The following is a 25,212-nucleotide window of genomic DNA, read 5'->3' on the forward strand; positions in this document are numbered from 1 at the left end:
ATAGCGGCCTGGCTAAGTGCGCACCGTTAGCTCGCTGGGCCGCGCGGGTAGAATGATAAGCGGATAGGGTGATAAGCGAATAGGATGATAAAACGTTTAAGGGGCCGACGATGTTAACTGTTTTTATCTATTTCATGATTTTTGTGGGCGTTACGGTCGCTCTTTATCAAGTTTACGAGGTTAATTACAACATTAACTTCGCCAATGACTTGAAGCTTTCAAGTGCTGATAAGGAGTATTTGAGTGAGCTAACTCAGAAGGCCAGTGCTGCCGAGCAAACCCATGATACGAGCGCTTTTAATCAGGCGGTCGTGCGGGCCTTTGGCCCAGGCCTTGCTCCTGAACTGGCGCTGGCGGCCTTTACGGAAGAGAAGCCGGGCACCTACGCTATTCCACTTCTGCGCCGCAGGCAGCAGCTTTATTTCAACGAAGAGATAAGCGTTCGTCACCTGCCGTTCTGGAAAGCCCGCCTGCCGAAATGGAATGCCCGCGTGTTGATGATCTCGCTGGTGATTATCAACAGCATGCTGGCGCAGTTTCTGGGTGGCATGAGCATCTATACGCTGTTATACCCGTTCTCCTCAGCGACGTTTGTCTGGCTGAACGAGCCCGTGATTCTGATGCTGTTGACCTTTGTATTGACCTTAATCTCTCACGGTATTTTTCGGCTGGATATGTATCTGCACGACCTGTATCAAATTGGCAAGCTTGCCCGGCAAACACCGGCAGGCAATCATCACCTGCATAGCCAAAATGCTTGAGTGCCTAAACCGAGGCCAGCATTTCCTTTAGCTGTTCCCCCAGTATTGCCATGGCCTCTTCGCTGCGCGGCGTCCACGGGTGGCCGTAGCTTAAGCGGGCACAATTTTGATATCCCTGGGTGGCAGAGAAGATAGGCCCAGGAGCGATACTGATCCCTTGCGCCAAGGCCATTTGAAACAGGCGCAGCGAGTCCACCTGCTTGGGAAATTCAAACCACAGAAAGTAGCCGCCAGCCGGGCGGGTTGCCCGAGTCTCGGCTGGAAAATAACGCGCCGCCGCCGCAAGCATTTGCCCTTGCTGGGTTTTAAGCGCCAGGCGCAGCTTGCGCAAGTGCCGGTCGTAACCGCCGTGCTGAAGGTAATCGGCAATCGCCACTTGGGCTGGCACCGATGGCGAAATAGTCGTCATCAGCTTCAGGCGGGAGATGCTTTCCGCATAGCGCCCGCCGGCTACCCAGCCCACCCGATAGCCGGGCGCCAGGCACTTTGAAAACGAACCGCAGTGAATCACCAAACCATCATCGTCAAAGTGCTTAACCGGCGTGGGTGGCTTGTCACCAAAATACAGCTCCGCATACACATCATCTTCAATCAGCGGTACCTGATGCTTTTTTAACAGCGCATAAAGCGCCTGTTTTTTTGCATCACTCAGGCTTGCACCCAGCGGATTCTGCAAATGGCTCATCAGCCAGCAGGCCTTGATGGGATACTTGGCAAGGCTATCGGCTAACTTGTCCAGGTCGATCCCTTCCCGCGGGTGCACCGGAATCTCGACCGCCCTTAACTTTAAGCGCTCCAATACCTGAAGACTGGCGTAAAAGGCCGGGGACTCGATCGCGACAAGATCACCGGGCTGGGTCACGCACTGAAACCCAAGATTGAGCGCTTCCATGGCGCCATTGGTAATGACTAGTTCCTGGGGTGGTAGATGCACGCCCGCCAGCCGATAGCGCAGGGCAATTTGGCGACGCAACCCTGCATCGCCTGCGGTCATATCGGCGATAATGGCGTTGGGAGAAAGCTCGCGCAGCCCTTTGGCCATGCTGCGGGCCAAGCGCGGCAGCGGGAACAGCTCGGGGCTTGGAAAGGCGGAGCCGAAGGGCACTGTTTCGATGTTCTGAAGTGAGCCCAGCACCGAAAAGACCAGCTCGCTAACCGCAATATCCGCCGTTTCAGGGTGGCCCTGGGTCATTTCAGGTTCGTTGAGAAAAAGCTTTGCCTGTTCGCGGACAAAATAGCCAGAGCGCGGGCGGGCAGCAATCAACCCCTGCTTTTCGAGCAGATAGTACGCTTGGAACACCGTCGAAGGGCTAATGGCATAGTGGCGACTTGCCTGACGAACGGAAGGCACGCGCTCACCCGGCGTCAGGACGCCACTGCGAATAAGCTCGGATATTTCCTCGGCAAACCGTTCGTAGCGCTTCATATTTCCCTGCCGCTAAACAACAGCTTAAAAGGATACGCTAACCGCAGGCAAAAACCGATTGGCAGGCGATCGTGATCCGCCAATCGGGGTTTGCAGAGAGGTGGGGTATTATACGCGGCTGATAATCAGCGCCGCATTGACGCCGCCAAAACCAAACCCGTTGCACAGCACATGCTGAGTGGGCTGGGTGCGTGATGTTAGCGGGATAAAGTCTAGATCCTGCATATCTTCATCGCAGTGGGTCAGGTTAAGCGTGGGGGGCAGCTGGCCGGTGGTGGCGGACAGTGCTGAAAAAATACTTTCCACACCGCCAGCCGCGCCCAGCAGGTGGCCAGTGGACGACTTGGTTGAAGAGATGGGGATATTAGGCAGCGCACTACCAAACACGCGCCGTAACGCAGCAATTTCTGCCCGGTCGCCTACCGGCGTGGAGGTGGCGTGGGCATTGATATAGCCGATTTCCTCGGCAGATATCCCAGCCATTTTAAGCGCTGAATGAATCGCCGCCGCGGCGCCGTTGCCATCCTCAGGCCCGGCAGTAATATGGTGGGCATCGGCACTGGTACCGTAGCCGCTGATTACCGCCAGCGGCGTGGCGCCGCGCGCTTGTGCATGCTCAAGTGTTTCAATCACCAGCAGGCCCGCACCTTCGCCCATCACAAAGCCGTTACGGGTGCTGTCGAAGGGGCGCGACGCGCTCTCTGGCTGTTCGTGCTCGGTGGAAAGCGCTTTAAGCGCGTTGAAACTCGCCAATGATAGCGGGTCGATACACGCCTCGGCGCCGCCCACCAAGGCAACGTCAGCTTCACCGCTACGAATTAAGCGCATGCCGTCGCCAATCGCTTGAAGCCCCGCCGCGCAGGCGGTCACCGGGCAACCCAGCGGGCCCTGAAAACCGTAACGGATCGACAGATTGCCTGCGGCCATATTGGCCAGAAACGCGGGTACGGTAAAGGGTGATACCCGACGATAACCTTTCTGCTGTAACGTTGTCTGAGCTTCGGTAATCGTTGGGAAGCCGCCAATGCCTGAACCGACAATCGTCGCCGTGGCGCGCCTCTGGGCTTCATTTTGAGGCTGCCAGCCTGCCTGTTCCAGCGCCTCTTTGGCGGCCGCCATGGCGTAAAGGCTGAACAGATCCAGTTTGCGGCGCTCTTTAACGTCTGCGATATCATCCAGACGCAGGCCCGTTTCGGGATCATCAGTAGAATGCGCAACGGCTCCGGCAATTTTGATCGGAATGGCGTCGGTATCAAAGCGCGTGATCTGGCTAATGCCCGAGCGGCCTTCGATCAAGCGCTGCCATGTTGTCTTGACGTCGCACCCTAAGGGGCTGACCATACCCATGCCAGTGATAACAATAGGTGAATGCATAGCGGCTCCTCAGTGCTTTAAATAAGCTTACGCTAGCATTGCGCATTATATGATCAAGATAATATTTAGCGGCACCATTTAGCTAGCGGTGCCATGACGAGGTAAACATGCCTTATCCCAAAAGCCACAAGGCAAAAACCCGGGAGCGGATTCTGTCATCAGCGACAGAGCTGTTTAGTCGGTACGGGTTCAACAAGGTGTCTATTGGTCAGGTAATGACGCTGGCTAAAATGACCCACGGCGCTTTTTATGCCCATTTTGCCTCTAAAGAAGCGCTGTATGATGCCTCTGTGCGTAAAACCCTGGAGGGCAGTCGCGCAGCACGGCTGGTCAAAGGGCCGCTCTCCTTGCAGCATCTCACTGAGCTTGTATCCAACTACTGGAATCTGCAGGAACTAGAGCGTAAGCAGCAACCGGGGCCTGAAGCGGTGCTGTTTAACGAGATAGGCAGCGAAAAAGCCGAAATCCGCACCATGTTTGAAGCGTCGTATTTAAGCATGAAGAAAATGCTCGAAACGCGCCTGCTCGCACTGAGTAAGCTAAAACAGCTACCCTTTGCCAATGACCGCAATATCATTGCCGACAAGTCGCGGGTGATTTTGGCCTCGTTGGTAGGCGCCGTCGCCATTGCCAAGAGCTTGCCGGGCGAAGAAGAGCGCCAGCATGTATTGATGGCCACCCAGCGCCAGATCCTTTTAATGCTTGGCGTAAGTGAAGGCGACGCTGAAGGTATGCTGCAAAGCGTGATGGCCCAATAGCCACGAGCATGTGTAAAGCCATTTTACCAAGCGTTACGCTCGCCAGCGCTCAGGCAGCGTTTCCGTCAAGAACTGGCTAAATGCGCGGACTTTGGGTGTTAGCTCCCGGCGATGCCTCACGCAGAGATAAAACTCCAACGGTTCGATCTCAACCTGCGCGTCGGCCCCAAGCGCTGACGCCTGAGTCAGTTCCTGCGCCACCGGTTCTGACGTAACCGTTTTTGACGTAAAGAGCGCCACCAGCTTGCCACTCGCAATAAGCGGCTCTGCGATAAACGCTGCTAATCGAGTGATCCCGCCACCTTCAACTGCCATCTGCGCGAGTGCATCAATGTCATCGCTGATCATGCGGGCGTTTACCGGTGCATCAAAGCGTATGCCGTTACGCACAAATCCCCAGCCGAGATAACGCCCGTCTAGCGGGAAGCGGAACACGAGGCAGTCATGCTCTTTTAGCTGCTCCAAAGTACGCGGGTAGCCGGCGCGCTTTAGATAGCTGGGGGCTGCGCAAAACAGTGACGGTACGCGGGCAATCGGGCGTGCCACCAGCCCGTCTTCCAGGGCATGGCGGATTCTAATGCTGGCATCTATCGACTCCGCAATATGATCCACGTTTCTGTCCGCGATATTGAGTTCAACCGTAAGATCCGGATAGCGCCGGTTAAATGCGGGAATCATGGGCGCCAGAATATGCCGGGCAAACGCGCCGGTGGAGGCAATACGCAGGCGGCCTTTAGGCGCTGCATTGAGCGCATTGACCGCTTGGCTGGCAAGCTCCAACTCCTGTACCAGTTCGCGCACTTTGGCGTAATAAGCCGAGCCGCTTTCCGTTAACGCCAAGCTGCGCGTGGTGCGAGTGAGTAAACGCACGCCCAGGTGGTTTTCTAATCGGCTGATATTCTGACTGGCAGCGGCGGGGGAAATCCCCAGTAGGCGGGCACCACCAGCAATAGAGCCCGCTTCAACGGCTTTTACAAAGCTTTCGATACCGCGCAGGGCAACCATAAGTTAAACCATGTTGTTAAAAATAATTCGTAAGTTTAGCTTATTGCTCTGCTTATAGGGGATGGCCTTCTGCCTCCCTTAAGAGCGTTGTAAAGTGCCTACCTGCTTTTCAACGAACAGGTAGGCTTCAATGACACAGCGACAATTCCCCGAACAGCGCATGCTGGCCGCGCGCAAGCTGCATCCCCGCTTTACGCCGGTCGTCTTTGCTTTTTACATGTCGACGGTGATGGCGTTTTTAATGACGCTGATTATTACCGCCGTCAATGCGGGGGTGAGTGACAATTATTTCAGCCAGGTATGGCACGCCTACCGTGTGGCCATGCCCAGCGCCTTTATTTGCATTCTGATGGTGCGCCCGCTAGTGGCACGCCTTGTTCAGCTAACCATCAGGTCGCATTGAGATAATTATCCAGGGTACTTTTTGCTCATACTGGTGCTTCCCTGTAGTGACGTACTGAGAAAGCTCATGCCTTACCTGCATCAAAGGTTGAATAGCTTTTATTTAAAGCTGCATGAGAATCTATAACGTTTGAGTGAGGGCGGGGCACCGAGATCAGCCGCCAACAACTAAAGCCAATAGCCCACTTTTTAAACAGTAGGGAGTACCCCTGTGAGAATAGGCGCACCTAAGGAAACGAGCCGGGGCGAAGCGCGCGTGGCGCTCACCCCGGAAAGTGCCAAGCAGATTCAGAAGCTGGGCCATGAGTGCCTGATTGAGACAGGCGCAGGACTAGCAGCGGGTTTTAACGACGATACTTACCGTGACGCTGGCGTGACCGTGGTGGATAGCGCGGATGCACTCTGGCAGGGCGCTGAGGTAGTCATCAAGGTCCGTGAGCCCTCTGATAGTGAGGCCGCGCGACTGCGCGAAGGCCAAACGCTGATTGCGTTCTTCTGGCCCGCCCAAAACGAAGCGCTGCTGGAAAAATGCAAGGCACAGGGCGCCAGCGTGATCGCCATGGACATGGTGCCGCGTATCTCCCGGGCGCAAAAGATGGATGCGCTCTCCTCCATGGCCAATATCGCCGGTTACCGCGCGGTAATAGAGGCGGGTAATAACTTTGGCCGCTTCTTTACCGGCCAGGTAACCGCTGCGGGTAAAGTGCCCCCGGCTAAAGTGCTGGTGATTGGCGCGGGTGTGGCCGGCCTTGCTGCTATCGGCACCGCCACCAGCTTAGGTGCCGTAGTGCGGGCCTTTGATGTACGTCCCGAAGTCTCCGAACAGATCGAGTCGATGGGTGCTGAGTTTCTATTCCTCGATTTCGAAGACAGCCAGGATGGTTCGGAAAGCGGCGGTTATGCCTCGCCCTCAAGCCCCGAGTTCCGCGAAAAGCAGCTGGCTTGTTTCCGCGAACAGGCGCCCGACGTGGATATTGTCATCACCACTGCGCTGATCCCCGGGCGCCCTGCGCCCAAGCTGTGGCTTGAGGATATGGTCGCGGCCATGAAACCCGGCTCGGTGATTGTCGATCTCGCCGCTGAAAAAGGCGGTAACTGCGATTTAACCCAGCCCGATGAGCGCGTTGTCTCCAATAACGGCGTGATTGTGGTCGGCTATACCGACTTCCCCTCGCGCATGGCGACGCAGTCATCTCTGCTGTATGCCACTAATATTCGCCATATGCTGACCGATTTAACGCCTGAGAAAGATGGCGTAATCAATCACAACATGGACGATGACGTGATTCGTGGCGCGACGGTAACTCACCAGAGCGAAGTGACCTTTCCGCCGCCGCCGCCCAAAGTAAAAGCGATTGCCGCGGCCAAGCCGAAGAAGAAAGAAAAAGAGCCGACGCCTGAAGAGAAAAAAGCCACCGAGGCAGCGGCGTTCAAAGCCCAGACCAAGCGCCAGATCGGCATATTGGCGATCGGCGGTGCGTTGATGCTGTTGCTTGGTCAAGTCGCGCCCGCGTCTTTTATGCAGCACTTTATTGTCTTCGTGTTGGCATGCTTTATCGGCTTCCAGGTGATCTGGAAAGTCAGCCACTCGCTGCATACGCCGCTGATGGCGGTGACCAATGCGATCTCCGGCATCATTATTTTGGGGGCGATTTTGCAGATTGGCTCAGGCAGCGCGGTGGTTAGCGTGCTGGCGGCTATTTCGGTACTCATCGCAACGATCAATATTGTGGGTGGCTTCCTGGTGACACGCCGGATGCTGGCCATGTTCCAGAAATCCTGAGCGGCGGAGAAACGATATGTTAGGTCAAGGATTCGTATCTGCCGCGGCGATCGCGGCAAGTGTGTTGTTTATTCTGTCGTTAGGCGGTTTAAGCAATCAGGAAAAAGCCAAGCGCGCCGTGTGGTACGGCATTGTGGGCATGGCCGTCGCGGTATTTTTCACCGCCTTCGGGCCGGGCATTGGCGGCTACTGGTGGCTGATCCCGATGATGATTATCGGCGCAGGCATCGGTACCTATATGGCGGGCAAGGTCGAAATGACCGAAATGCCCCAGCTGGTGGCCGCCCTGCATAGCTTTGTGGGTTTGGCGGCGGTATTTGTGGCCTGGAGTGCGGACCTTGAGCGCCGCCGGGTGCTGGCCGCGCGCGCCGCCGACGGCGTGATGCAAGAGTTCTCGGCGTTTGCCGCGCTGGTGGCCACCAAGGCGCCGGATGAGCTGACATTTTTGCAGATCGAAGTGGTGCTGGGAATCTTTATCGGCGCAGTCACCTTTACAGGCTCGGTGATTGCCTTTGGCAAGCTGGCGGGTAAAGTCGACGGCAAACCGCGCCAGCTGCCTGGCGGGCATTTACTCAATGCTGGTGCTGCAGTGCTGTCACTGCTGCTGGCGATTCTCTATCTTAATGGCGCAGGTTTCTGGACACTGATCTTGCTGGCCGCGCTTGCCTTCTTTATCGGTTACCACCTGATCATGGGCATTGGCGGTGCTGATATGCCGGTGGTGGTCTCGATGCTCAACAGCTATTCGGGCTGGGCGGCAGCGGCTATCGGTTTTACACTCGGAAACGACTTGTTGATCGTGACGGGTGCGCTGGTGGGCTCCTCCGGGGCCATTCTTTCCTACATCATGTGCAAGGCGATGAACCGCAACTTCGTTAACGTGATTCTGGGTGGTTTTGGTGGAAGCACAGGGCCAGCGGCAGAAATTGAAGGCGAGCAGGTAGCGATTGATGCCAGCGGTGTGGCCAGTGCCCTGAACGATGCCGACAGCGTGGTGATTGTGCCGGGTTACGGTATGGCAGTGGCGCAAGCTCAAAGTGCGGTAAGCGATCTGGTACGCAAGCTGCGTGCGGCGGGCAAGAACGTGCGCTTTGGTATTCATCCGGTGGCGGGGCGCCTGCCGGGGCACATGAACGTGCTGTTGGCAGAAGCCAAGGTGCCTTACGACATCGTATTGGAGATGGATGAAATCAATGACGATTTTACCAGCACCGACGTGGTGATCGTGATTGGTTCCAACGATATCGTTAACCCGGCTGCTGAAGAAGATCCCAACAGCCCCATTGCCGGTATGCCGGTATTGAAGGTCTGGGAGGCCAAGCAGGTATTTATCTGCAAGCGCGGGCAGGGTACCGGCTACTCAGGCATCGAAAACCCGCTGTTCTTCAAGGAGAACAGCCGGATGTTCTACGGCGATGCCCGCGATAGCCTGAACGCATTGCTGCCACTGGTCGATTAACGCTCCACAACGCAGTGCAACCCAACGAACAGGGCGCCCAAGGGCGCCCTGTTCGTGTTTAGTCGGCGCGTCTCGCCCACTGTCATGGTTACCAGGAAATGGCTTTTTTACCTGTAAATTAAAAATTACTATCAAGTTGGTCGCTAAATGCAAATTGTAGCTATGGCTAATGTGCTTTAAAACTGTGTCATGTCAATGAGTCGCCCGCTCGCGCGTTTTGAAAGCGTCATGTTGAGAGACGTCATTGAGTGTTCCTCTGGTTACGCCAGGGGTAAGAGCAATAAGGGGAAACGAACGCATGAGTGGTAAATGCCCGGTAATGCACGGCGGTAACACAGCCGCCAGCAAGTCCAACACCGACTGGTGGCCTAACGCCCTGAACCTGGACATCCTGCACCAGCACGATACCAAGACGAACCCGCTGGGTGAAGATTTTAACTATCGCGAAGCGCTTCAAACACTGGATGTCGAGGCACTGAAAGCGGATCTTCGCCAACTGATTACCCAAAGCCAGGAGTGGTGGCCAGCCGACTGGGGAAGCTACGTAGGCATGTTTGCCCGGGTTGCCTGGCATGCGGCAGGTTCTTATCGCCTGGCAGATGGCCGTGGTGGTGGCGGCACCGGCAATCAGCGCTTTGCGCCGCTCAACTCCTGGCCGGATAACGCCAATACCGATAAAGGCCGCCGCCTGCTGTGGCCGATCAAGAAGAAGTACGGCAACAAGATCTCCTGGGCCGATTTGATGATTCTCTCCGGCACCATGGCCTATGAAGTCGCGGGTTTGAAAACCTTCGGCTTCGCGTTCGGTCGCGAGGATATCTGGCACCCTGAAAAGGACACCTACTGGGGCGCTGAAAAAGAGTGGCTGGCGCCTTCCGACAGCCGCTACGGCGACGTGACAAAGCCCGATACCATGCATAACCCGCTGGCCGCCGTGCAGATGGGCCTGATCTACGTGAACCCGGAAGGCGTGAACGGCCAGTCCGACCCGCTCAAGACCGCCGCCCAGGTGCGTGAAACCTTCAAGCGCATGGCGATGAACGATGAAGAAACGGTAGCCCTGACTGCTGGTGGGCACACGATCGGCAAGTGCCACGGTAACGGCACGCCCGGCGATCTAAGCCCGGAGCCCGAAGCGGCTGGCCCCGAGCTTCAGGGCCTTGGCTGGATGAAAACCAAGGGTCGAGGCATTGGCCGTGACACTCTGGTCAGCGGTATTGAAGGCGCCTGGACCAAGAACCCGACACAGTGGGACATGGGCTACTTCGAGATGCTGTTTGGCCACGAATGGGAGCTGAGGAAATCCCCCGCCGGTGCTTCGCAGTGGGAACCTGTCGACATTAAAGAAGAAGATATGCCGGTAGACGTGGAAGACCCTTCCATCCGCTGCATGCCGATCATGACCGATGCCGATATGGCCATGAAGGTCGACCCAATTTACAACGAAATCTGCCAGCGCTTCATGGCGGACCCGGCGTACTTTGATGATGTCTTCGCCCGCGCCTGGTTCAAGCTGACTCACCGCGACATGGGTCCGAAGGTGCGCTACGCAGGCCCGGACGTACCCCAGGAAGACCTGATCTGGCAAGACCCGGTGCCCGCAGGGCCAGCCGACTACGACGTTGACGCCCTGAAAGCGCGCATTGCCGCCAGCGGTTTGAGTATCAGCGATATGGTCAACACCGCCTGGGACAGCGCACGCACCTACCGCGGCTCTGACATGCGCGGTGGCGCCAACGGTGCCCGCATCCGCCTGGCGCCCCAGAACCAGTGGGCGGGCAACGAGCCCGAGCGCCTCGCCCGCGTGCTGGCAGTGCTTGAACCCATTGCCCAGGAAAGCGGTGCAAGCCTTGCCGATACCATCGTGCTGGCGGGCAATGTGGGCATCGAACAGGCGATAAAAGCCGCAGGCTTAAGTGCCACGGTGCCCTTTGCCCCCGGCCGCGGTGATGCAACGGATGAAATGACCGACGCCGAGTCGTTCGAGGCGCTTGAGCCGCTGGCCGACGGCTTTCGCAACTGGCAGAAAGACACCTACGTGGTCAGCCCCGAAGAGATGCTGCTGGACCGCACCCAGCTGCTCGGCCTGACCGCGGCGGAAATGACCGTACTGATCGGCGGCATGCGCGTACTGGGCACCAACCACGCAGGTACTAATCACACAAACATCAGGCACGGCGTGTTCACCGAGCGCGAAGGCGCACTGACCAATGACTTCTTTGTGAATCTGGTGGATATGGCCAATACCTGGCATCCGGCGGGCGACCATTATGAGATTCGTGATCGTCAAACCGGTCAGGTGAAATGGACCGCCACCCGTGTGGACCTGGTGTTTGGCTCCAACTCGATCCTGCGTGCCTATGCTGAAATCTATGCGCAGGATGATCACGCCGAGAAGTTTGCCCGCGACTTTATCGCCGCCTGGACAAAAGTGATGAACGCCGACCGCTTTGATTTAGCGTAACGCCACGCGCCCCAGAAGGGGCGCGTGAGCAGTAAGTACTATTGATGTACCCAGTCTTGCCCACATCGAAAGATGCGGGCTTTTTTAGGGCAAAAGAAAAGCTTTAAAACGCTTCCCACTCGGGCTCGGTGACGGCCTTTCTGGGCTTGGGCGCTGAAGGTGCAGAAGATGCGGCCGGTAAGCGAGGGCTACTCGCTGGCGGAGTAGCGCTTGTGGAGATAGCTAGCGGCTGAGAATCACCCAGCACAAACTCGCTCATCAACTGATCCAGACGCTCGGCGTTGTTACGCATCTGCGCAGCAAGAGAGGCATTCTGGCTAACCATGGAAGCATTCTGCTGCGTCATGGTATCCATTTCCGCAACGGCGGTATTGACCTGTTCGATGCCTGCAGTTTGCTCGCGGGCGCCAGCGGTAATTTCACCAATCACGTCAGACACCTGAGTGATGCTGCGATGAATTTCCTGCATCTGCTGGGCGGCGGATTTAACAATATGGTTGCCTTCCTTGGCATGATTAACCGACACATCGATCAGCGCGCGGATATCTTGAGCAGCAGTTGCCGAGCGACTGGCCAGCGTACGTACTTCGTTGGCCACCACCGCAAAGCCGCGCCCCTGCTCGCCGGCTCTGGCCGCTTCGACCGATGCGTTAAGCGCCAGGATATTGGTTTGAAAGGCGATGGAGTCGATCAGACCGATAATATCGCTGATCTTGTTGGACGACTCGCTGATCGCGCCCATCTTGCTTTCCATCTGGGTCATGGATTCAGTGCCGCGTTTGGAAGCGCCTGCGGCTTCAATCGCCAGGCCATTGGCCTGCTCAGACGCTTGCGACGTGTGCGCCACCGTAGAATGAATCTCCTCCATGGAGGCAGAGGTTTCCTGAATGTTGGCCGCGGCCTGATCGGTACGTGAGGAAAGCTCGTGAGTGCCATCTGCCATGTCGCTGGCACCAGCGAGTACCGTTTGGGCGTTATGGCGCACTTCCTGAAGGGTGCCCTGCATACGCTCAACGAACGCATTGAAACCGCGCGCCAGATCACCGATCTCGTCTTGTGATTTAACCTCCAGACGGCGAGTCAGATCACCCTTGCCCTGAGCAATATCGGCCATGGCACTAGCCGTATGCTTGATTGGCGCAAGCGAGCGGCGTGCCGCATAGGCAACTACCACGAGAAGCAATATCAGCAGCAACCCGCCCGCCAGCAGCAGGGATTTCAGCAAGCTGTTGGTTACGGCGGTAAAGGCGGACATCGGAACGGTCACGCCGACAACCCAGGAGGTACCTTCCACAGGACTCCACATAAGCCGGGTACGTTCGCCACTGGGCATGGTGATTTCACCGGAACCGGGGGCGCCGCTGAGAATTGACTGACTCAGCGAATCCAACCCCTGATACCCCTGAGTACGGTCGGCGTCGGTATAGTTCAGCGACATGCGATACTCTTCTACCGGGTGGGCAATGACCTGACCCTGGCTGTCAATAAGCCAGCCGTAGCTCCCCTCGCCGACATTGATTGCCGAGGTGATATCAGACACCGCCGCCATGGAAACGGTGATACCTAAAAGCCCTGCACGGTTGCCACGTTCATCGAAAACGGTATCGACTACTAACGCCGTTGGCAGCCCGCTGACCATGGAGATCACCGGGTCGACAAGCAGGCTATCCTGGCTGCTTTCAGAAATGAGTGTCTTGAAGTAGGGACGTTCCGAGATGTCTAGCGGCACGCCAGCATGGGTTATTGTGTCACCCGAGGCATTAGAGAAAAAAAGCGATTCGATGGTGCCGCCCGGAGGGTAGCGTTTGGCGAGCCATTCAAGATGCGTAGCGACAGGCAAATCTTCGGCGAGACGCTCATCTTCCGCCAGCACCGCATTCCAGTTACGGTAGCCGTTGATCCAGCGGCCTATCTCGTCGGCGCGTGCCTCGACTTGCCGTGTACCGGCATTGTCGATTAGGTCAGGGATAGCTTGGTTGAGCTGCTGATTGACAATAACGCCGAGAACGACGGCAACAATCAGTAAAGGAAGAGCGACTGCACTCAGCAATTTTTGTGTTAACGACAGACGAGAGAACTTGCTCATTAAAGGCCTCGGTGAGTGAGAGGTTGGCCATTACTGGCCGGTCATGATCCACGCAGTTTTTTTATGGCGCAGAGATCGTTTTTATTGCTGGCGCAAAAGTTAATAACGACCGTTTAGCGATTAACTTAAGTGCAATTATCTTTGTTGTAGAACAATAAATGTTGAGGGTGCTTTCATTAAGATTGTTGGATACGTTATTGGCCTCCGATGTTGTTACCGCTTGTCATATCACTTTCCTCGATAAACACGCAGGATATCGGCCATGGTCGCCAGCGCGATCTCCGCCGGTGTCTTACTTCCCAGGTCCAGGCCAATCGGCATGACGATCCGCGCGATATCGGTGTCGGTCAAACCACCTGAGCGCCGTAAGCGTTCGGCGCGCTGGGCTGAGCTTTTCTTCGACCCCATGACACCGATATAAAAAGCATTAGTGCGTACAGCCTCAATCATTGCCAGATCATCAATACGCGGATCATGGGTAAGGGCAACAATCGCCGTAGCTGCGTGGCACGCTCCTGAGGCTATGAACAGCGAAGGCAGCACGGCCTGTACCTCGACACCCGAAACATTGAAACCGCGCCGCATCTCCTCGCGTGGGTCGCAGACAATCACTTCAAATCCCAGTGCCTGAGCGAACTGGGCGCAGGGTGCGGCAATGGCGGAAATGCCTGAGATAATAAGACGCAGCGAAGGTCCGATACGCAGATAAGCGGCCTGCTCATCATATGTGGCGGCTGGCCCCGGCCCTTCGGGCACGATAAAGCGCTTGCGCGAACCGTCCAGCAGTACATGGCGTATCAACGGCTGTCGCCCCATCAGCGTGGCATGCATGACTTCAAGATGGATCAGTGTGTCGGCGCTGGGCTCAAGCCGCTCGACCAGCACATCGAGGCTTCCGCCGCAGGGCAGGCGGACGGTGTCATCACTTTCGCCACCATAATGAATCAGTTGAACCGGTGAAAATGAAAGAGCCCCCTGCTCCAGGCGTTCCAGAAAATTCTCTTCAACGCACCCGCCAGATAGTGAACCTATGAAATGTTCTTTTGAGCACGCTGCCATGATCGCCCCAGGCGCCCTGGGTGACGAACCAAAGGTTGACAGTACCGTGCATAACCAGACCACTCGGCCCTGGTTAGCCCACTGGAGGGCGCGCTCGATAACCTGAAGATCAAGATGCTGCATTACAGCGTCACCTCGACGCGCTTTTCTGTGGAGATATCGCTTTGCTCAAGCTTTTGACGAACGGTTTCGGCGGTAAACGGCGGATGTGTAAAGCGAACCCCGGTCGCATCGAACAGCGCATTGGCAATGGCCGGGGCGCCGGGGAGAGATGTGGATTCGCCGACACCTAGCGACGGCTGATCCTTTCGATCCAACATTAGAAGCTGAATATCCGGAAGCTCCGAAAAGCGCAGAATGGGGTAGCTGCCCCATTCGCGATTCATGGGTAAGCCCTTTTCGAAGGTCACCCGCTCTTTCAGGGTTCGGCTAAGCGTCTGGATGACGTTGCCATGCACTTGGTGGCGTACGCCGTCGGGGTTGATCATAAGCCCGGCATCCTGGCCCACGTACAGATGTTCGATAATGATTCGGCCGCTGGCGGGATGTACCTTCAGCTCGACGACCCAAGCTGCCAGTGCGGCGCCGAATCCGGGGAACTTGCTATGCACGTACTGTGCGTAGGCAAAGCCCCGCCCGTAATGCCAGCCCGCTTCGATACGGGGGGTAGAGCAGGCTATGCGAGGCTGCCAATGAGCGCGTGTTGCCAGGGCCTTGACGAGTTCTATGGCACGCGTATCGGTCAAGTGCCTAATTCGGAAGGCAATAGGGTCTTCCCCGGCCAAGTAGGCCAGCTCATCGATGGCACTTTCATGCGCAAACGCGTTCGGCATAGCGGAAACGCCGCGTAGCCATGAGGCGCGCACGAGCGTGGGCACATCATCACAGGCAATGCGCCGATGCGGATAGCCATAGGGCGGAACGGACGTGCGGTCACCCATCTGGAAAGGCACGTCGCTGGGTTGCTGCGCGCCTGTCAGCAAAAGTGCCAGGGTCGGTGCATTGTTGGAAGGGTAGCGCGCCACGAAACGGTAGCCTGTCAGATTACCGTCGGCATCGATACCAGCTTCAACATCCATCCGCTGGGCGGCTCCCTTGGGCTCCCAGAGATGCTCCTGTTCGCGGGTGAGCTGGACGCGCACGGGGCGGCCAACGGCCCTTGATAACAACGCCGCATCAGCACCCACATCATCAGCGCAGTTGCGGCCGTAACAGCCGGAGGCCTCCATACGCGTGATGGTAATGGCGCTTTCATCCAGCAGCATCAGGCGCGACAGCTCGGCACGCAGGCTATGAGGGTTCTGCGTACCTGACCAGACGTGCAGTTGGCCATCACGGTAGTGAGCCACCGAGCATGAAGGCCCAATTGAGCCATGCAGTTGAAAAGGCCAGACATAAGCGCGTCGAACTCGATGTTGAGCACTATCAAGAGCGTCGTCGACCTGGCCTTCTTCAAGCAGTAGGCGTTGTTGCACCGGCAGTCCGTCCAATGCCTGCTCAATGTTATGCATGGGGGGCAGCGTATCGGGCTTGCGCCAAACGATATTGAGTTTACGGGCGATAGCGGCCGCCTGCTCTTCGCGTTCAGCCACAACGCCGACAAAGTCGCCAATCGTCACGATGCTGACCAGCCCTGCCATGCCGACTACTGAGCTTTCATCAACGGATGCCAGTGAATTACCGACGAAATCGCCCCGGTCATAGCCACTGTAAGGAGGTCGAATCACGTGGCCATAGAGCATATCCGGCAGACGAAAGTCATGCACGAACGTCAGTGCGCCCGTTACCTTGCCGGGAATATCCACGCGAGGTGCTGCCTTGCCCACCAGGCTGTATTGATGGGCAGATTTGAGGGGCACATCATCGGCAAGCGTCAAGGCATGCCGGGCACCGGCGAGCAGTTCGCTATAGCCGATAGCGGGCAATGCGTCGTCTAACGGTGCAATATAACCAGCACGACAATGGAGCTGATGCTGAGGTAGACCAAAATGCAGGGCGGCTCTGGAAAGTAAATATTCACGCGCCTGAGCGGCAGCACGACGAAGCGGCTCGGCAGTAATCTGAATAGTGGCGCTAGCAATCGTCGGCCCCTGATTGGGCACCTCGAACGGGTCACCCAGAATCATGGTGACGGATTCAAGCGCTACCTCAAGCTCTTCAGCCACAATCTGGGCAAGCGCAGTGCGTATGCCTGTGCCAAGATCCACATGACCGTTGAATGCCAGCACCTGGCCCGTGCTTAGTATGGCAATAAATATTTCAGGCTCAGTAGGCACGAAATTAGAATGTGTACCCGGTTGCCCCGGCGCGGGCTTGGGAGGTGTAATCGGATCCCGATACACGATAAGAAGATCTGGATCATGTAGAAGGGCTTGTCGATCATAGACTTTCTTGTCGGTCATTTGGCCTCCTTGGTTGTTTTTAGATGCTCAGGTCTTTCATGTACCGCGAGAGGTTGCTTGAGTTTAATATAAATTTATAATGTGTACGCCATAAATTGGCGGTGAATCAGGCGGTAATTCTCGCGTTATACGTAAAGTTCTGCCTAACGTTTCCCACTGCCATACTTCAGTGACATCACTGCGCATCAGCAAGGAGTTTGAATGACATCGGACCGTTTACACGACGTCCAAAAAAACGCGCACCCTACACCGTCTGAGCAGGGGTACGATTTTTCAGAACAGGTAGGCCATCTGTTACGTAAGGCCTATCAGCGCCACATTGCCATTTTCCAGCGCCATGTCTGCGATAAGCAGCTAACGGCCATTCAGTTTGTCGCTTTGTGCACAGTGATGGAGCGTGGAGCCAGCTCCTTGACCGATATCGTTAACGCCACAGCCATTGATCCGGCCACTGTTCGGGGAGTGATCAAGCGTCTCAAGGCTCGTGAATGGGTAACGCTGACCACCGACCCCAACGATCAACGTAAGGTGATGGTGGTGATTACCGAAGCCGGGGCCGCCATCGTTGAAGCGATGGTACCCAATGCCCAACAGATCAGCGATGCCACCATGCAAAACTTAAACCCCGCCGAGCGCGTGGCGCTGATGCACCTGCTGGAAAAAATGAATGCAGACCCTGATTCATCAGCAGTGAATAGCTAAGATATTAGATGGCCTGATACAAAAAGCCCCTTTAATTTGCAAAAGGGGCTCTCAGTTGCTCTTCCTGCTTGTGTACTTAAGAGCTATGGCTAAGCAAATGATCGATCGCTGCCTGGAGGTCGATGACATCGCCGTACTTACTGTCGATATCGAACAGATTCGCCTCGTGCGGGTCAGGGTGGCGATCGCCCACGCAATCGCGCACCACCATCACGCGAAAACCGTGTTGCAGGCCGTCAACGGCAGTGGCGCGAATGCAGCCACTGGTTGAGCAGCCGGTAACGATGATCGTGTCCACGCCCATGGACACCAGCATGGAAGCGAGAGAGGTACCAAAGAAGGCGCTGGCGTACTGCTTGGTAATGACCGGCTCCGTTGAATCCGGCACCACTTCAGTGCAGAACTCGGCGAAGGGGTTGCCGGCCACCATGGCGCGCATGACCGGTGATTTCTTCACCCAGATACCGCCGTCGATCTGATCCGGCGCGTGATAGAGAATATTGGTGTGGATGACCGGAGTTCCACTCTGCCGGGCGGCATCCAGAAGTGGCGGCATATTGGCCACGGCCTCGACGACGCCGGGCGCGTAGAGTGGCGACTCCTCACGCACGTAGCCCTGCATGAAGTCCACCACCAAAAGTGCCGCCTTACGCCCGAAGCCTATGCGCCCGTCCCAGACGCCCCGATAGTTCTCTTGAGCGGAATTCTCTTCCGAGTTTTCATGAACCAAGTCGTTTTGAAGCGAGCTGTCTTGAATCGCATCAGCGTTTGCCATGGGTACGCTCCTAGTAGGCGCCAGAGAGCAAAGCGCCAGCGCCAGGCACCACCGGCTCCAGATCCAGCGCTTTGAGCATGGCGTAGGTGGTGGCGATGGCAGCTGTCACCACGGGCTTTCCGGTCAGCGCCTCGACCTTGGCGACGGCCGGAAGTGAGGGCATCTGCACGCAGGCCGAGAGCACGATGGCATCTATATCGCTCAAGTCGAGACTGGCCACGATCTCGGGCAGCTTGGCCGGGTCATGACGTGCCACGTCGAGGTTGTTAGGAATTTCCAAGGCCCGATAGTCGACCACCTCAACCCCTTCCTGGCGAATGTAATCCACCACCATTTCGGTCAGCGGCTTCATGTAGGGAGCTACCACGACCACACGCTTGGCTTTCATAACGTGCAGGGCATCCACCAGGGCACCGGCACTGGTGACAACCGGCGTATCGCAGCCGTTTTCTTCAGTGCGGCGGCGCAGACGCTTCTGAGACTCGCGATGATAGCCCGGGCCCATCGACATAATGGCTACCAGGCAGGCGTACCCCATGACGTCCACGGCGGCGTCGGAAAGCTCCAGCGCGCAACGGTCGGACTCCCCGTCCATGGCGGCCAGCTCGTCCTTGCTCACGGTCTTCATGCGCATGCGGCTGGAGTGAAAGGTGAAGCGCTCGGGACGGATCAGCTGCCGCGCGGTGAGCATGGCGGGGATTTCCGTTTCCATGGTGATATTGGAGCTCGGCACGATCTGGCCGATACGATAGGTCTTGGTTTCAAGCGTCATGGCAATCGGTCTCTCAGAGTGGGGTGCCGAGGAAGTCTTCGAAGGCAGTGAAGAAGCCTTCGAAGTCATCCCAGGGAATCATGTGGCCCGCATTCGCGGCGGTAGTGATACGAATCGGCGGCAAGAGTGTCTGGATCTCTTCGCGATCTGCTTCCTGGATCACACCACCTTTGCCGGCGCAGATCAGCAGCGTCGGTACCTCAATGGCCGGAAGATCCTGATGGATATCTACGCTATGGAACTCCTCGAACGCCTGCACGATGGCCGGTGTATAGCAGGTGTGCAGCCACTCGGCGCGCAGGCGCAGCTGCTCTTCGCTCCAGGTCGGGCAGTAGGTGCGCATGGTGTCGAGGTCTGCGCCATGGGTGCAGTCGCGGATGGAGTCCACGTACCAGGGCAGCTTGCTGGGATACTCCCGGCGACCGGGGCCAGAGACGGGGGGGTCGATTAGTACCAGTTTGGCGATGTCGCGTGCACCACGGGTCATGGCGCGCAGGGCAAAGCGCGCGCCCATTGAGTGACCGGCAAGAATCACGTTTTCAAGCCCCAACGCCTCGATGAAAGCGATGATGTCGTCGGCGCAGGTGTCGATATCGTAGTCAAGATCGGGGCCTGTCGAGGAGAGCCCGCGCCCACGCACGTCCAGCACATAAGTATCGAAGTGTTGCCCTAGGCGCTCGGCGACGAATGCCCAAGTGACGGCAGGACTTGTGATGCCCGGAATCAGCACCAGCGGTTGCTTAGTGGAGGCCGACTCGCCGCCAAAGCGCAAGTAGTGCTGGCGAATGTCGTTGGCGTGAACGTTGGCACCGTAGCGGTAGGTACTGACAGAGGTCGTATCGGTCATACCGGGCTCTCCTCACTCACGGCTTCAGGCGCCTTCAGCGGCGTTTCGAACACGTCGTAGCCAAAGACCCAGGCGGGGTCCTCATCCTGACGTAGCCAGGTGTTATCGTGGGAAACCTTCTGCACGCGGGAGGCCCGCTCGAAGCGATTGGTGCGGTAGAGCTCAAAAGCTTCGCGATAGTCGTGGGCACCCACTTCCTCCAGGCAGCGCACCAGCATGGCGGCGTCCTCGATAGCCATGGCGGCCCCCTGAGCCATGTGGGGCTTCATCGGGTGGCAGGCATCGCCCAGCAGTACCAAGCGGTTGTCGTGCCATAGCGGCAAGGGGTTGCGCTCCAGCAGCGGCCACTTGGTCACCGTCTCCGTGCAATCGATCAATGCCTGAACGGTAGGGTGGTAACCCTTGAAAGCCTCACGCATCTCCTCTTGGGAGCTGTCGACGAAGGACGTGCCGTGACACCATTCGGGCTCCGGTACGCCGGTAACGTAGTAGTACTCCTTCTCGTCGCCGGTGACGAAGTAAACCATCATGTGACGATCTTCCGACCACCATTTCACGCAGGCCTCAAAATCCAGATCATAGGCCTTGAGCTTCTCGGCGGAGATGATCGCCCGGTGCGCGACCCAGCCACTATAGATCGGCGCTTCGGACCCCAGCAGTTTTTCGCGAATTTGCGAGTTGACGCCATCGGCGCCGATCACAAGGTCCGCTTCCTCGGTGGTGCCGTCGGCAAAGGTCATGCGCACTTTGCCGCCCTGGTCGTTGACATCCACCAGGCGTTTGTCGAAGAAAAGATTTTCCTGATCGAGCGTGCTGACCATCAACTCGTGCAGGTCGCCGCGGTGAACAGTGATGTATGCCGCGCCGTAATTTTCACGGGCAAAGTCGCCAAGAGGAATGCGTGACTGGTACTCGCCGGTCAGGCCGTTGCGGCTGAACCAGTGGTCGGGGTGCGAGCCCATGGTATTGAGCTTGTCCTCAATGCCGATGCGCCGCATTACCTTCATCACGTTGGGACCCAAATGGATGCCGGCGCCCAGACGGGAAAATGCCGGGGCCTGCTCGTACACCTTGGTGGGGTAACCGGCCTGCTGCAGCAAGGCGCCAGCAGCGGCGCCGCCAAGGCCTGCGCCAATCACGGCGATGGTGGGTTTGTTATTCATAACGTTATTTTCCTCGTTTTTATTGGCATAACGCACAGGGGAGGCAATAGCCAAACCTTTGGAAGGGTATTTGAAATGTTATAAAACAACGTATACACCATTTATTTTTTGGTCAAGAAAAAATAGACAGAAATCATAAGATAATTTACATCTTCATTTGTTTTTATATAAGTATTTATTAATTATGAGTATTTATATTTTTTAAGACTGTTTTTATAAAAAACTTGCGAGATGCGAGAGTAGAGTGGTATATGTTTTATAGTCGCGTATTTGTAGTGTATGCACTATTTTTAGGCGAGTTGGAACAAGCTGCACCACGCAGGTGCATCGAAGTTGGGAGCGAATCCTGGTAGATCCAATATGGCCAAAAATAATTAAAAATTATGTTAGTGCTGCCGATTAATAAGAGATATCTAAATAAATATTTGCTTTAACAATAACGATGATAATTTCCTATGACGCTGAAGCTAAAAGTGAATGGACAGAATGTTGAGCTGGCCATTCCGCCTACAACACCTCTGCTCAACGCACTGCGTAACGACCTGGCGCTAAACGGCCCGAAGTATGGCTGTGGACTGGGCGAATGCGGTGCGTGCAGTGTGCTGGTGGATGGCATGGCTGCCAGAGCCTGCGTGCTGACAGTCGCCTCGGTGGTGGGACGTGAAGTGACGACGCTGGACGGGCTGGCCGATAAGGGCCGTCTGGATCCTGTCCAACAGGCGTTTATCGATGCGCAGGCAGCACAGTGCGGCTATTGCCTGAATGGCATGATTATCAGCATCCGTTCGTTGTTGAATCACACCTCGACTCCCTCTTCCGAACAGATTGGGGCGGCGCTGGAGCATCATCTTTGTCGTTGTGGCACGCATCTGGAAATCCTGGATGCTGCCCATCGCGCTGTCGCCCTCAACGTGATGGCGTTGGGAGGCATTGATGACTGAGCGCCATTCCACGTTGAAGTCTTATACGACTGCCTTGCCCGCCGGTTTTGAGAACCTGCGCTACGGCGTGGTGGTGCGTCCGCCTCACTACCGTTGGAACGGTGAGCATTTTGCGTGTGACCGGCTGGCGCACGTTGATACATTGGCGCTTAAAACGTTGCCATATGACGCAAGGGCTGTGATTGAAGGTAATTTTGTAGGGGTCGTGGCAGACAGTATCGAAAATGCCCGCGATGCCGCGAAGTGCCTAATTCTAAGCTGGCAGGCTCACGACCCAATTGCGGCGACGCCCGCACAGAAAGCACGCGTAAATAAAAAAAGCCACAAGGCTCCGGTACACCAAAAAAACGGCGTAGCTGATATCGAAGGCAGCCACGCTGATAGATATGAACGCGACTACGGCTGGCCCAGCCGCATGCGCTGGGGAGAAACCGAAGGTTGGGTGGTTGCCGAGTACCGAAACAACCATCTTGCGGTTTGGACACAAACCACAACGCCACAAGCGCTGCGCCAGGATTTGAGTACCCTGACGGCACTAGATGCGGATCAAATAACGCTTTATACCAGCGAGGGGACAGAGCGGCGTGTAGCCTCAGGCCTTGGCCGCCATTGTGGTGACGATGCCGCCGTGGATGCCGCCCTGATGGCGCGTGCGCTGGGCCATCCGGTCGCTGTATGGCTGGATGCGCAGTACAGCATTGATGTTAAGGCTCTCGGACAAGCGCAACGCCTGTCGTTAAGTGCCGCCTTTGGGGAAGGAGATCACATCGAGCGTTATCGCTACCGGCAAGCGCATGCCAGTGGCGAGGTAGTAGCCGTCGGGCTGCTTTTGAGCGGGCGAGCCCTTGTGCCGGGTGTTTTAACGAATACTGAAAAGCCGCTGTATTCTCCGTATACCTTCCAAAACGCGCATCTATCGGCGCATACCGGACGCCTCTCGGGGCAGGCTTTGAATGATACCCTGCTGGGCATTCAGCAAACATTCGCCCGTGAATCATTTCTTGATGAAGTTGCTCATGCGCGCGGCCAGGACCCGCTGGCATTACGCCTGCGCTATCTTGGCGACGCGCGTGGTCGCGAGCTTATTGAATCGGTTGCCAAGCGAGCCGACTGGCAGATAGACCTTCCTTCTCGTTCAGCAACGAGTGATGTATTGCAGGGCCGTGGTCTGGCGTATGCACAGCTACCTGACCGTCAACAGCGCCTGGAGAGTGGCGTACGCTCTGCCTGGATTGCCGATGTCGAGGTTAACCGGATCACGGGGAACGTGCAGCTAACGCGACTGGTCGTGGGCCAGGATTCAGGCGTCGAGGTTGATACAGCGCGTTTGCAACACACGCTCCAAGCGCGTGTATTAGGCGAAGCGCGGCCGCTGCTGGGAAGTGAGCCGGCTTTCGATGAGTGGGGCGATGGCCGCCTGGAGGACAAGCAGAATAAGCCATTGGCCAGGCGCCAGCCTTCGTTAGAAAGGCAGGTGATTGCGTCAAATGAAGCACCTTCCGCGTTGCCGGTGACCCTGGAGGATACCGAGCTTTCGCCGGGTGTGGCTGTCATTGCCAATGCGCTGTTCGATGCCACGGGCATACGTTTTCGTCAGCCGCCTTTTACGGCCAGCCGGGTGCGTCAAGCGTTGCAAGAGCACGATCTGGAAGCATCCACAGGCCGTAATAGCCTTTTTTTATCCGGTAAAAGCAGATCACCACGTCGTCAGTGGTTTGCGGCTGCTGCTTTCATGACGGTTGCCGGTAGTGCGGCCATGGCCTGGCCCTGGAAAGGAGCGATTGTGCCGGTCTCCCGGCCGGCCGCGACGCTTTATTCCGATGAAACTATCGAGCGCGGGCGGCTAGTGGCGGCGGCAGGTGATTGTGCCGCTTGTCACACCGTTGCAGGTGGCGCGACGAATACCGGCGGTCATGCTTTTGAAACGCCGTTCGGCACGCTTTACAGCACGAACATTACGCCTGATGAGGCGACGGGGATCGGTCAGTGGTCGTATGCGGCGTTTGAGCGCGCCATGCGCCACGGTATCAGCCGTGATGGTCGTCATCTGTATCCTGCGTTTCCCTATACGGCGTTTGCCAAAACCAGCGATGCCGACCTCCAGGCGCTTTATGCTTACCTGATGGCCCAGCCTGCCGTATCTGCGTCAGCGCCCCAAAACGATCTATCGTTCCCTTTCAATGTGCGTGCGCTCATGGCGCCCTGGAATGCGCTTTATCACGATCCGAAACCGTTTCAACCGGACCCTGCGCAAAGCGAGCTCTACAATCGCGGCGCTTATCTCGCCGAAGGGCTGGGGCATTGCAGTGCTTGCCATAGTCCGCGCAACGCGATGGGCGCAGAAAAAGACGGCAAGTACTACTTTGCAGGTGCCATGGTAGATGGGTGGGAAGCGCCTGCCTTGAACACGCTTTCGCGATCCCCCATTGGCTGGAGCGAAAACTCGCTATACGACTATTTACGCCACGGTGAATCGGCCCTGCATGGTGTTGCATCAGGTCCAATGGCGCCTGTGGTCGCCGGGTTGAGCGAACTGCCCGAGTATGATGTCCGCGCCATCGCCCACTATGTGGCACAGCAGATGGAAGCGCCGTCAGGGAACGGTAAGGCACAGCAAGCTGAGGCCCAGCGCCGCGTGGCGGCAGCGGCGGTTAGCCCCAATGGCATGGAAGAGGGCGAGCGCCTGTTTGACGGTGCCTGTGCCGCCTGCCATCTGGATAACGGCTTGCCCTCGTTTACCCGAGCGCGGACGTCACTTGCGCTGAATACCAACCTTTACAGCGAGCGCCCCGATAACGTTATTCAATCGATTTTAGGCGGTGTGCATGCTGACACTGTCCCTGATGTAGGTAACATGCCCGGTTTTGCCGACAGCTTCAGTGATACGCAAGTCGCTACCCTGGCAACCTATTTACGGGCACGTTTCGCGCCCGACGCACCTCCCTGGCAACAACTTGAACAACGCGTTGCCGCAATACGCCAGCCTCATCACAACAATACGCACTCTTCTCTCTGACAATACAAAACGAGGTG

19 protein-coding genes are annotated in these 25,212 nt (G+C 56.8%); 9 read left to right on the forward strand and 10 right to left on the reverse strand.

The genetic code is table 11. The features are described 5' to 3' along the window. Nucleotides 1-110: 110 nt before the first annotated feature. Entirely contained in the window at nucleotides 111-761 is a 651-nt protein-coding gene (locus D467_RS0107880; RefSeq protein ID WP_018916961.1) for a hypothetical protein, read from the forward strand. Between the two features lie 4 nt (nucleotides 762-765). Here D467_RS0107880 and mapR read toward each other — a convergent pair whose 3' ends face one another. Both mapR and fabF read right to left on the reverse strand, forming a co-directional pair. After that, nucleotides 766-2,187, reverse strand: a complete 1,422-nt coding sequence (mapR, locus tag D467_RS0107885; protein ID WP_018916962.1) for a GntR family transcriptional regulator MpaR — start codon at nucleotides 2,185-2,187, stop codon at nucleotides 766-768. Between the two features lie 108 nt (nucleotides 2,188-2,295). Further along, entirely contained in the window at nucleotides 2,296-3,561 is a 1,266-nt protein-coding gene (fabF, locus tag D467_RS0107890) for a beta-ketoacyl-ACP synthase II (RefSeq protein WP_018916963.1), read from the reverse strand. Between the two features lie 107 nt (nucleotides 3,562-3,668). On the opposite strand from fabF, the gene D467_RS0107895 reads away from it, so the two are divergent. After that, nucleotides 3,669-4,319: a TetR/AcrR family transcriptional regulator gene (locus D467_RS0107895; protein ID WP_018916964.1), complete on the forward strand. Its 651-nt coding sequence runs from the start codon at nucleotides 3,669-3,671 to the stop codon at nucleotides 4,317-4,319. A 33-nt stretch (nucleotides 4,320-4,352) separates the two neighbouring features. Here D467_RS0107895 and D467_RS0107900 read toward each other — a convergent pair whose 3' ends face one another. Next, nucleotides 4,353-5,324 carry a LysR family transcriptional regulator gene (locus D467_RS0107900; RefSeq protein ID WP_018916965.1) on the reverse strand — a complete coding sequence of 324 codons (972 nt, stop codon included), beginning with the start codon at nucleotides 5,322-5,324 and terminating at the stop codon, nucleotides 4,353-4,355. 130 nt (nucleotides 5,325-5,454) lie between these two features. Here D467_RS0107900 and D467_RS0107905 point away from each other — a divergent pair, with 130 nt between their 5' ends. From D467_RS0107905 to katG, 4 genes are all read left to right on the forward strand, one after another. Beyond that, on the forward strand, nucleotides 5,455-5,727 hold the full coding sequence (locus tag D467_RS0107905; protein ID WP_018916966.1) for a DUF2798 domain-containing protein: 273 nt from the start codon (nucleotides 5,455-5,457) through the stop codon (nucleotides 5,725-5,727). 210 nt (nucleotides 5,728-5,937) lie between these two features. Next, the gene (locus D467_RS0107910; RefSeq protein WP_018916967.1) at nucleotides 5,938-7,509 is read left to right on the forward strand and encodes a Re/Si-specific NAD(P)(+) transhydrogenase subunit alpha; all 1,572 of its coding nucleotides are present in this window, start codon (nucleotides 5,938-5,940) and stop codon (nucleotides 7,507-7,509) included. Nucleotides 7,510-7,525: 16 nt separating this feature from the next. Continuing rightward, on the forward strand, nucleotides 7,526-8,968 hold the full coding sequence (locus D467_RS0107915) for an NAD(P)(+) transhydrogenase (Re/Si-specific) subunit beta (RefSeq protein ID WP_018916968.1): 1,443 nt from the start codon (nucleotides 7,526-7,528) through the stop codon (nucleotides 8,966-8,968). Nucleotides 8,969-9,266: 298 nt separating this feature from the next. Next, the gene (gene katG, locus D467_RS0107920; protein WP_040460243.1) at nucleotides 9,267-11,432 is read left to right on the forward strand and encodes a catalase/peroxidase HPI; all 2,166 of its coding nucleotides are present in this window, start codon (nucleotides 9,267-9,269) and stop codon (nucleotides 11,430-11,432) included. A gap of 103 nt (nucleotides 11,433-11,535) precedes the next feature. Here katG and D467_RS0107925 read toward each other — a convergent pair whose 3' ends face one another. From D467_RS0107925 to D467_RS0107935, 3 genes are all read right to left on the reverse strand, one after another. Further along, the gene (locus tag D467_RS0107925) at nucleotides 11,536-13,518 is read right to left on the reverse strand and encodes a methyl-accepting chemotaxis protein (RefSeq protein ID WP_018916970.1); all 1,983 of its coding nucleotides are present in this window, start codon (nucleotides 13,516-13,518) and stop codon (nucleotides 11,536-11,538) included. Between the two features lie 228 nt (nucleotides 13,519-13,746). Continuing rightward, complete coding sequence (locus tag D467_RS0107930; protein ID WP_018916971.1) at nucleotides 13,747-14,700, reverse strand: XdhC family protein; 954 nt, start codon at nucleotides 14,698-14,700, stop codon at nucleotides 13,747-13,749. After that, the gene (locus D467_RS0107935; protein ID WP_018916972.1) at nucleotides 14,700-16,979 is read right to left on the reverse strand and encodes a xanthine dehydrogenase family protein molybdopterin-binding subunit; all 2,280 of its coding nucleotides are present in this window, start codon (nucleotides 16,977-16,979) and stop codon (nucleotides 14,700-14,702) included. Before D467_RS0107935 ends, D467_RS0107930 begins: the two co-directional genes overlap by 1 nt. Nucleotides 16,980-17,180: 201 nt before the next feature. Between D467_RS0107935 and D467_RS0107940 the strand changes: the two genes are divergently transcribed. Beyond that, nucleotides 17,181-17,681, forward strand: coding sequence for a MarR family winged helix-turn-helix transcriptional regulator (locus tag D467_RS0107940; protein WP_018916973.1), 501 nt, complete (start codon nucleotides 17,181-17,183; stop codon nucleotides 17,679-17,681). 76 nt (nucleotides 17,682-17,757) lie between these two features. Here the strand turns inward: D467_RS0107940 and D467_RS0107945 are convergent, their stop codons facing one another. From D467_RS0107945 to D467_RS0107960, 4 genes are read right to left on the reverse strand one after another with little or no spacing between them, the layout of a single operon-like run. Further along, nucleotides 17,758-18,456 (reverse strand): isochorismatase family protein, encoded by a 699-nt coding sequence (locus tag D467_RS0107945; protein ID WP_018916974.1) that lies wholly within the window; start codon nucleotides 18,454-18,456, stop codon nucleotides 17,758-17,760. Nucleotides 18,457-18,466: 10 nt separating this feature from the next. Then, nucleotides 18,467-19,228 carry a maleate cis-trans isomerase family protein gene (locus D467_RS0107950; RefSeq protein ID WP_018916975.1) on the reverse strand — a complete coding sequence of 254 codons (762 nt, stop codon included), beginning with the start codon at nucleotides 19,226-19,228 and terminating at the stop codon, nucleotides 18,467-18,469. A 13-nt stretch (nucleotides 19,229-19,241) separates the two neighbouring features. Beyond that, a complete protein-coding gene (locus D467_RS0107955) occupies nucleotides 19,242-20,075 on the reverse strand; it encodes an alpha/beta fold hydrolase (RefSeq protein ID WP_018916976.1) in 834 nt (277 codons plus the stop codon). Then, entirely contained in the window at nucleotides 20,072-21,238 is a 1,167-nt protein-coding gene (locus D467_RS0107960; RefSeq protein ID WP_018916977.1) for an FAD-dependent monooxygenase, read from the reverse strand. The genes D467_RS0107955 and D467_RS0107960 overlap by 4 nt, the downstream gene beginning before the upstream one ends. A gap of 455 nt (nucleotides 21,239-21,693) precedes the next feature. Between D467_RS0107960 and D467_RS0107965 the strand changes: the two genes are divergently transcribed. Beyond that, nucleotides 21,694-22,179 (forward strand): (2Fe-2S)-binding protein, encoded by a 486-nt coding sequence (locus tag D467_RS0107965; RefSeq protein WP_018916978.1) that lies wholly within the window; start codon nucleotides 21,694-21,696, stop codon nucleotides 22,177-22,179. Then, entirely contained in the window at nucleotides 22,172-25,195 is a 3,024-nt protein-coding gene (locus D467_RS0107970) for a c-type cytochrome (protein ID WP_018916979.1), read from the forward strand. Before D467_RS0107965 ends, D467_RS0107970 begins: the two co-directional genes overlap by 8 nt. The last annotated feature ends 17 nt before the right edge of the window (nucleotides 25,196-25,212 follow it).

The sequence above is a fragment of the Vreelandella zhanjiangensis DSM 21076 genome, from assembly GCF_000377665.1.
Classification (GTDB): Bacteria; Pseudomonadota; Gammaproteobacteria; order Pseudomonadales; family Halomonadaceae; genus Vreelandella; species Vreelandella zhanjiangensis.

What these genes read in the sequence shown, in the direction of transcription:
- D467_RS0107880 (WP_018916961.1), top strand. Translation starts at nt 111, where the DNA reads ATGTTAACTGTTTTTATCTATTTCATGATTTTTGTGGGCGTTACGGTC.
- mapR (WP_018916962.1), bottom strand. Translation starts at nt 2,187, where the DNA reads ATGAAGCGCTACGAACGGTTTGCCGAGGAAATATCCGAGCTTATTCGC.
- fabF (WP_018916963.1), bottom strand. Translation starts at nt 3,561, where the DNA reads ATGCATTCACCTATTGTTATCACTGGCATGGGTATGGTCAGCCCCTTA.
- D467_RS0107895 (WP_018916964.1), top strand. Translation starts at nt 3,669, where the DNA reads ATGCCTTATCCCAAAAGCCACAAGGCAAAAACCCGGGAGCGGATTCTG.
- D467_RS0107900 (WP_018916965.1), bottom strand. Translation starts at nt 5,324, where the DNA reads ATGGTTGCCCTGCGCGGTATCGAAAGCTTTGTAAAAGCCGTTGAAGCG.
- D467_RS0107905 (WP_018916966.1), top strand. Translation starts at nt 5,455, where the DNA reads ATGACACAGCGACAATTCCCCGAACAGCGCATGCTGGCCGCGCGCAAG.
- D467_RS0107915 (WP_018916968.1), top strand. Translation starts at nt 7,526, where the DNA reads ATGTTAGGTCAAGGATTCGTATCTGCCGCGGCGATCGCGGCAAGTGTG.
- katG (WP_040460243.1), top strand. Translation starts at nt 9,267, where the DNA reads ATGAGTGGTAAATGCCCGGTAATGCACGGCGGTAACACAGCCGCCAGC.
- D467_RS0107925 (WP_018916970.1), bottom strand. Translation starts at nt 13,518, where the DNA reads ATGAGCAAGTTCTCTCGTCTGTCGTTAACACAAAAATTGCTGAGTGCA.
- D467_RS0107930 (WP_018916971.1), bottom strand. Translation starts at nt 14,700, where the DNA reads ATGCAGCATCTTGATCTTCAGGTTATCGAGCGCGCCCTCCAGTGGGCT.
- D467_RS0107935 (WP_018916972.1), bottom strand. Translation starts at nt 16,979, where the DNA reads ATGACCGACAAGAAAGTCTATGATCGACAAGCCCTTCTACATGATCCA.
- D467_RS0107940 (WP_018916973.1), top strand. Translation starts at nt 17,181, where the DNA reads ATGACATCGGACCGTTTACACGACGTCCAAAAAAACGCGCACCCTACA.
- D467_RS0107945 (WP_018916974.1), bottom strand. Translation starts at nt 18,456, where the DNA reads ATGGCAAACGCTGATGCGATTCAAGACAGCTCGCTTCAAAACGACTTG.
- D467_RS0107950 (WP_018916975.1), bottom strand. Translation starts at nt 19,228, where the DNA reads ATGACGCTTGAAACCAAGACCTATCGTATCGGCCAGATCGTGCCGAGC.
- D467_RS0107955 (WP_018916976.1), bottom strand. Translation starts at nt 20,075, where the DNA reads ATGACCGATACGACCTCTGTCAGTACCTACCGCTACGGTGCCAACGTT.
- D467_RS0107960 (WP_018916977.1), bottom strand. Translation starts at nt 21,238, where the DNA reads ATGAATAACAAACCCACCATCGCCGTGATTGGCGCAGGCCTTGGCGGC.
- D467_RS0107965 (WP_018916978.1), top strand. Translation starts at nt 21,694, where the DNA reads ATGACGCTGAAGCTAAAAGTGAATGGACAGAATGTTGAGCTGGCCATT.
- D467_RS0107970 (WP_018916979.1), top strand. Translation starts at nt 22,172, where the DNA reads ATGACTGAGCGCCATTCCACGTTGAAGTCTTATACGACTGCCTTGCCC.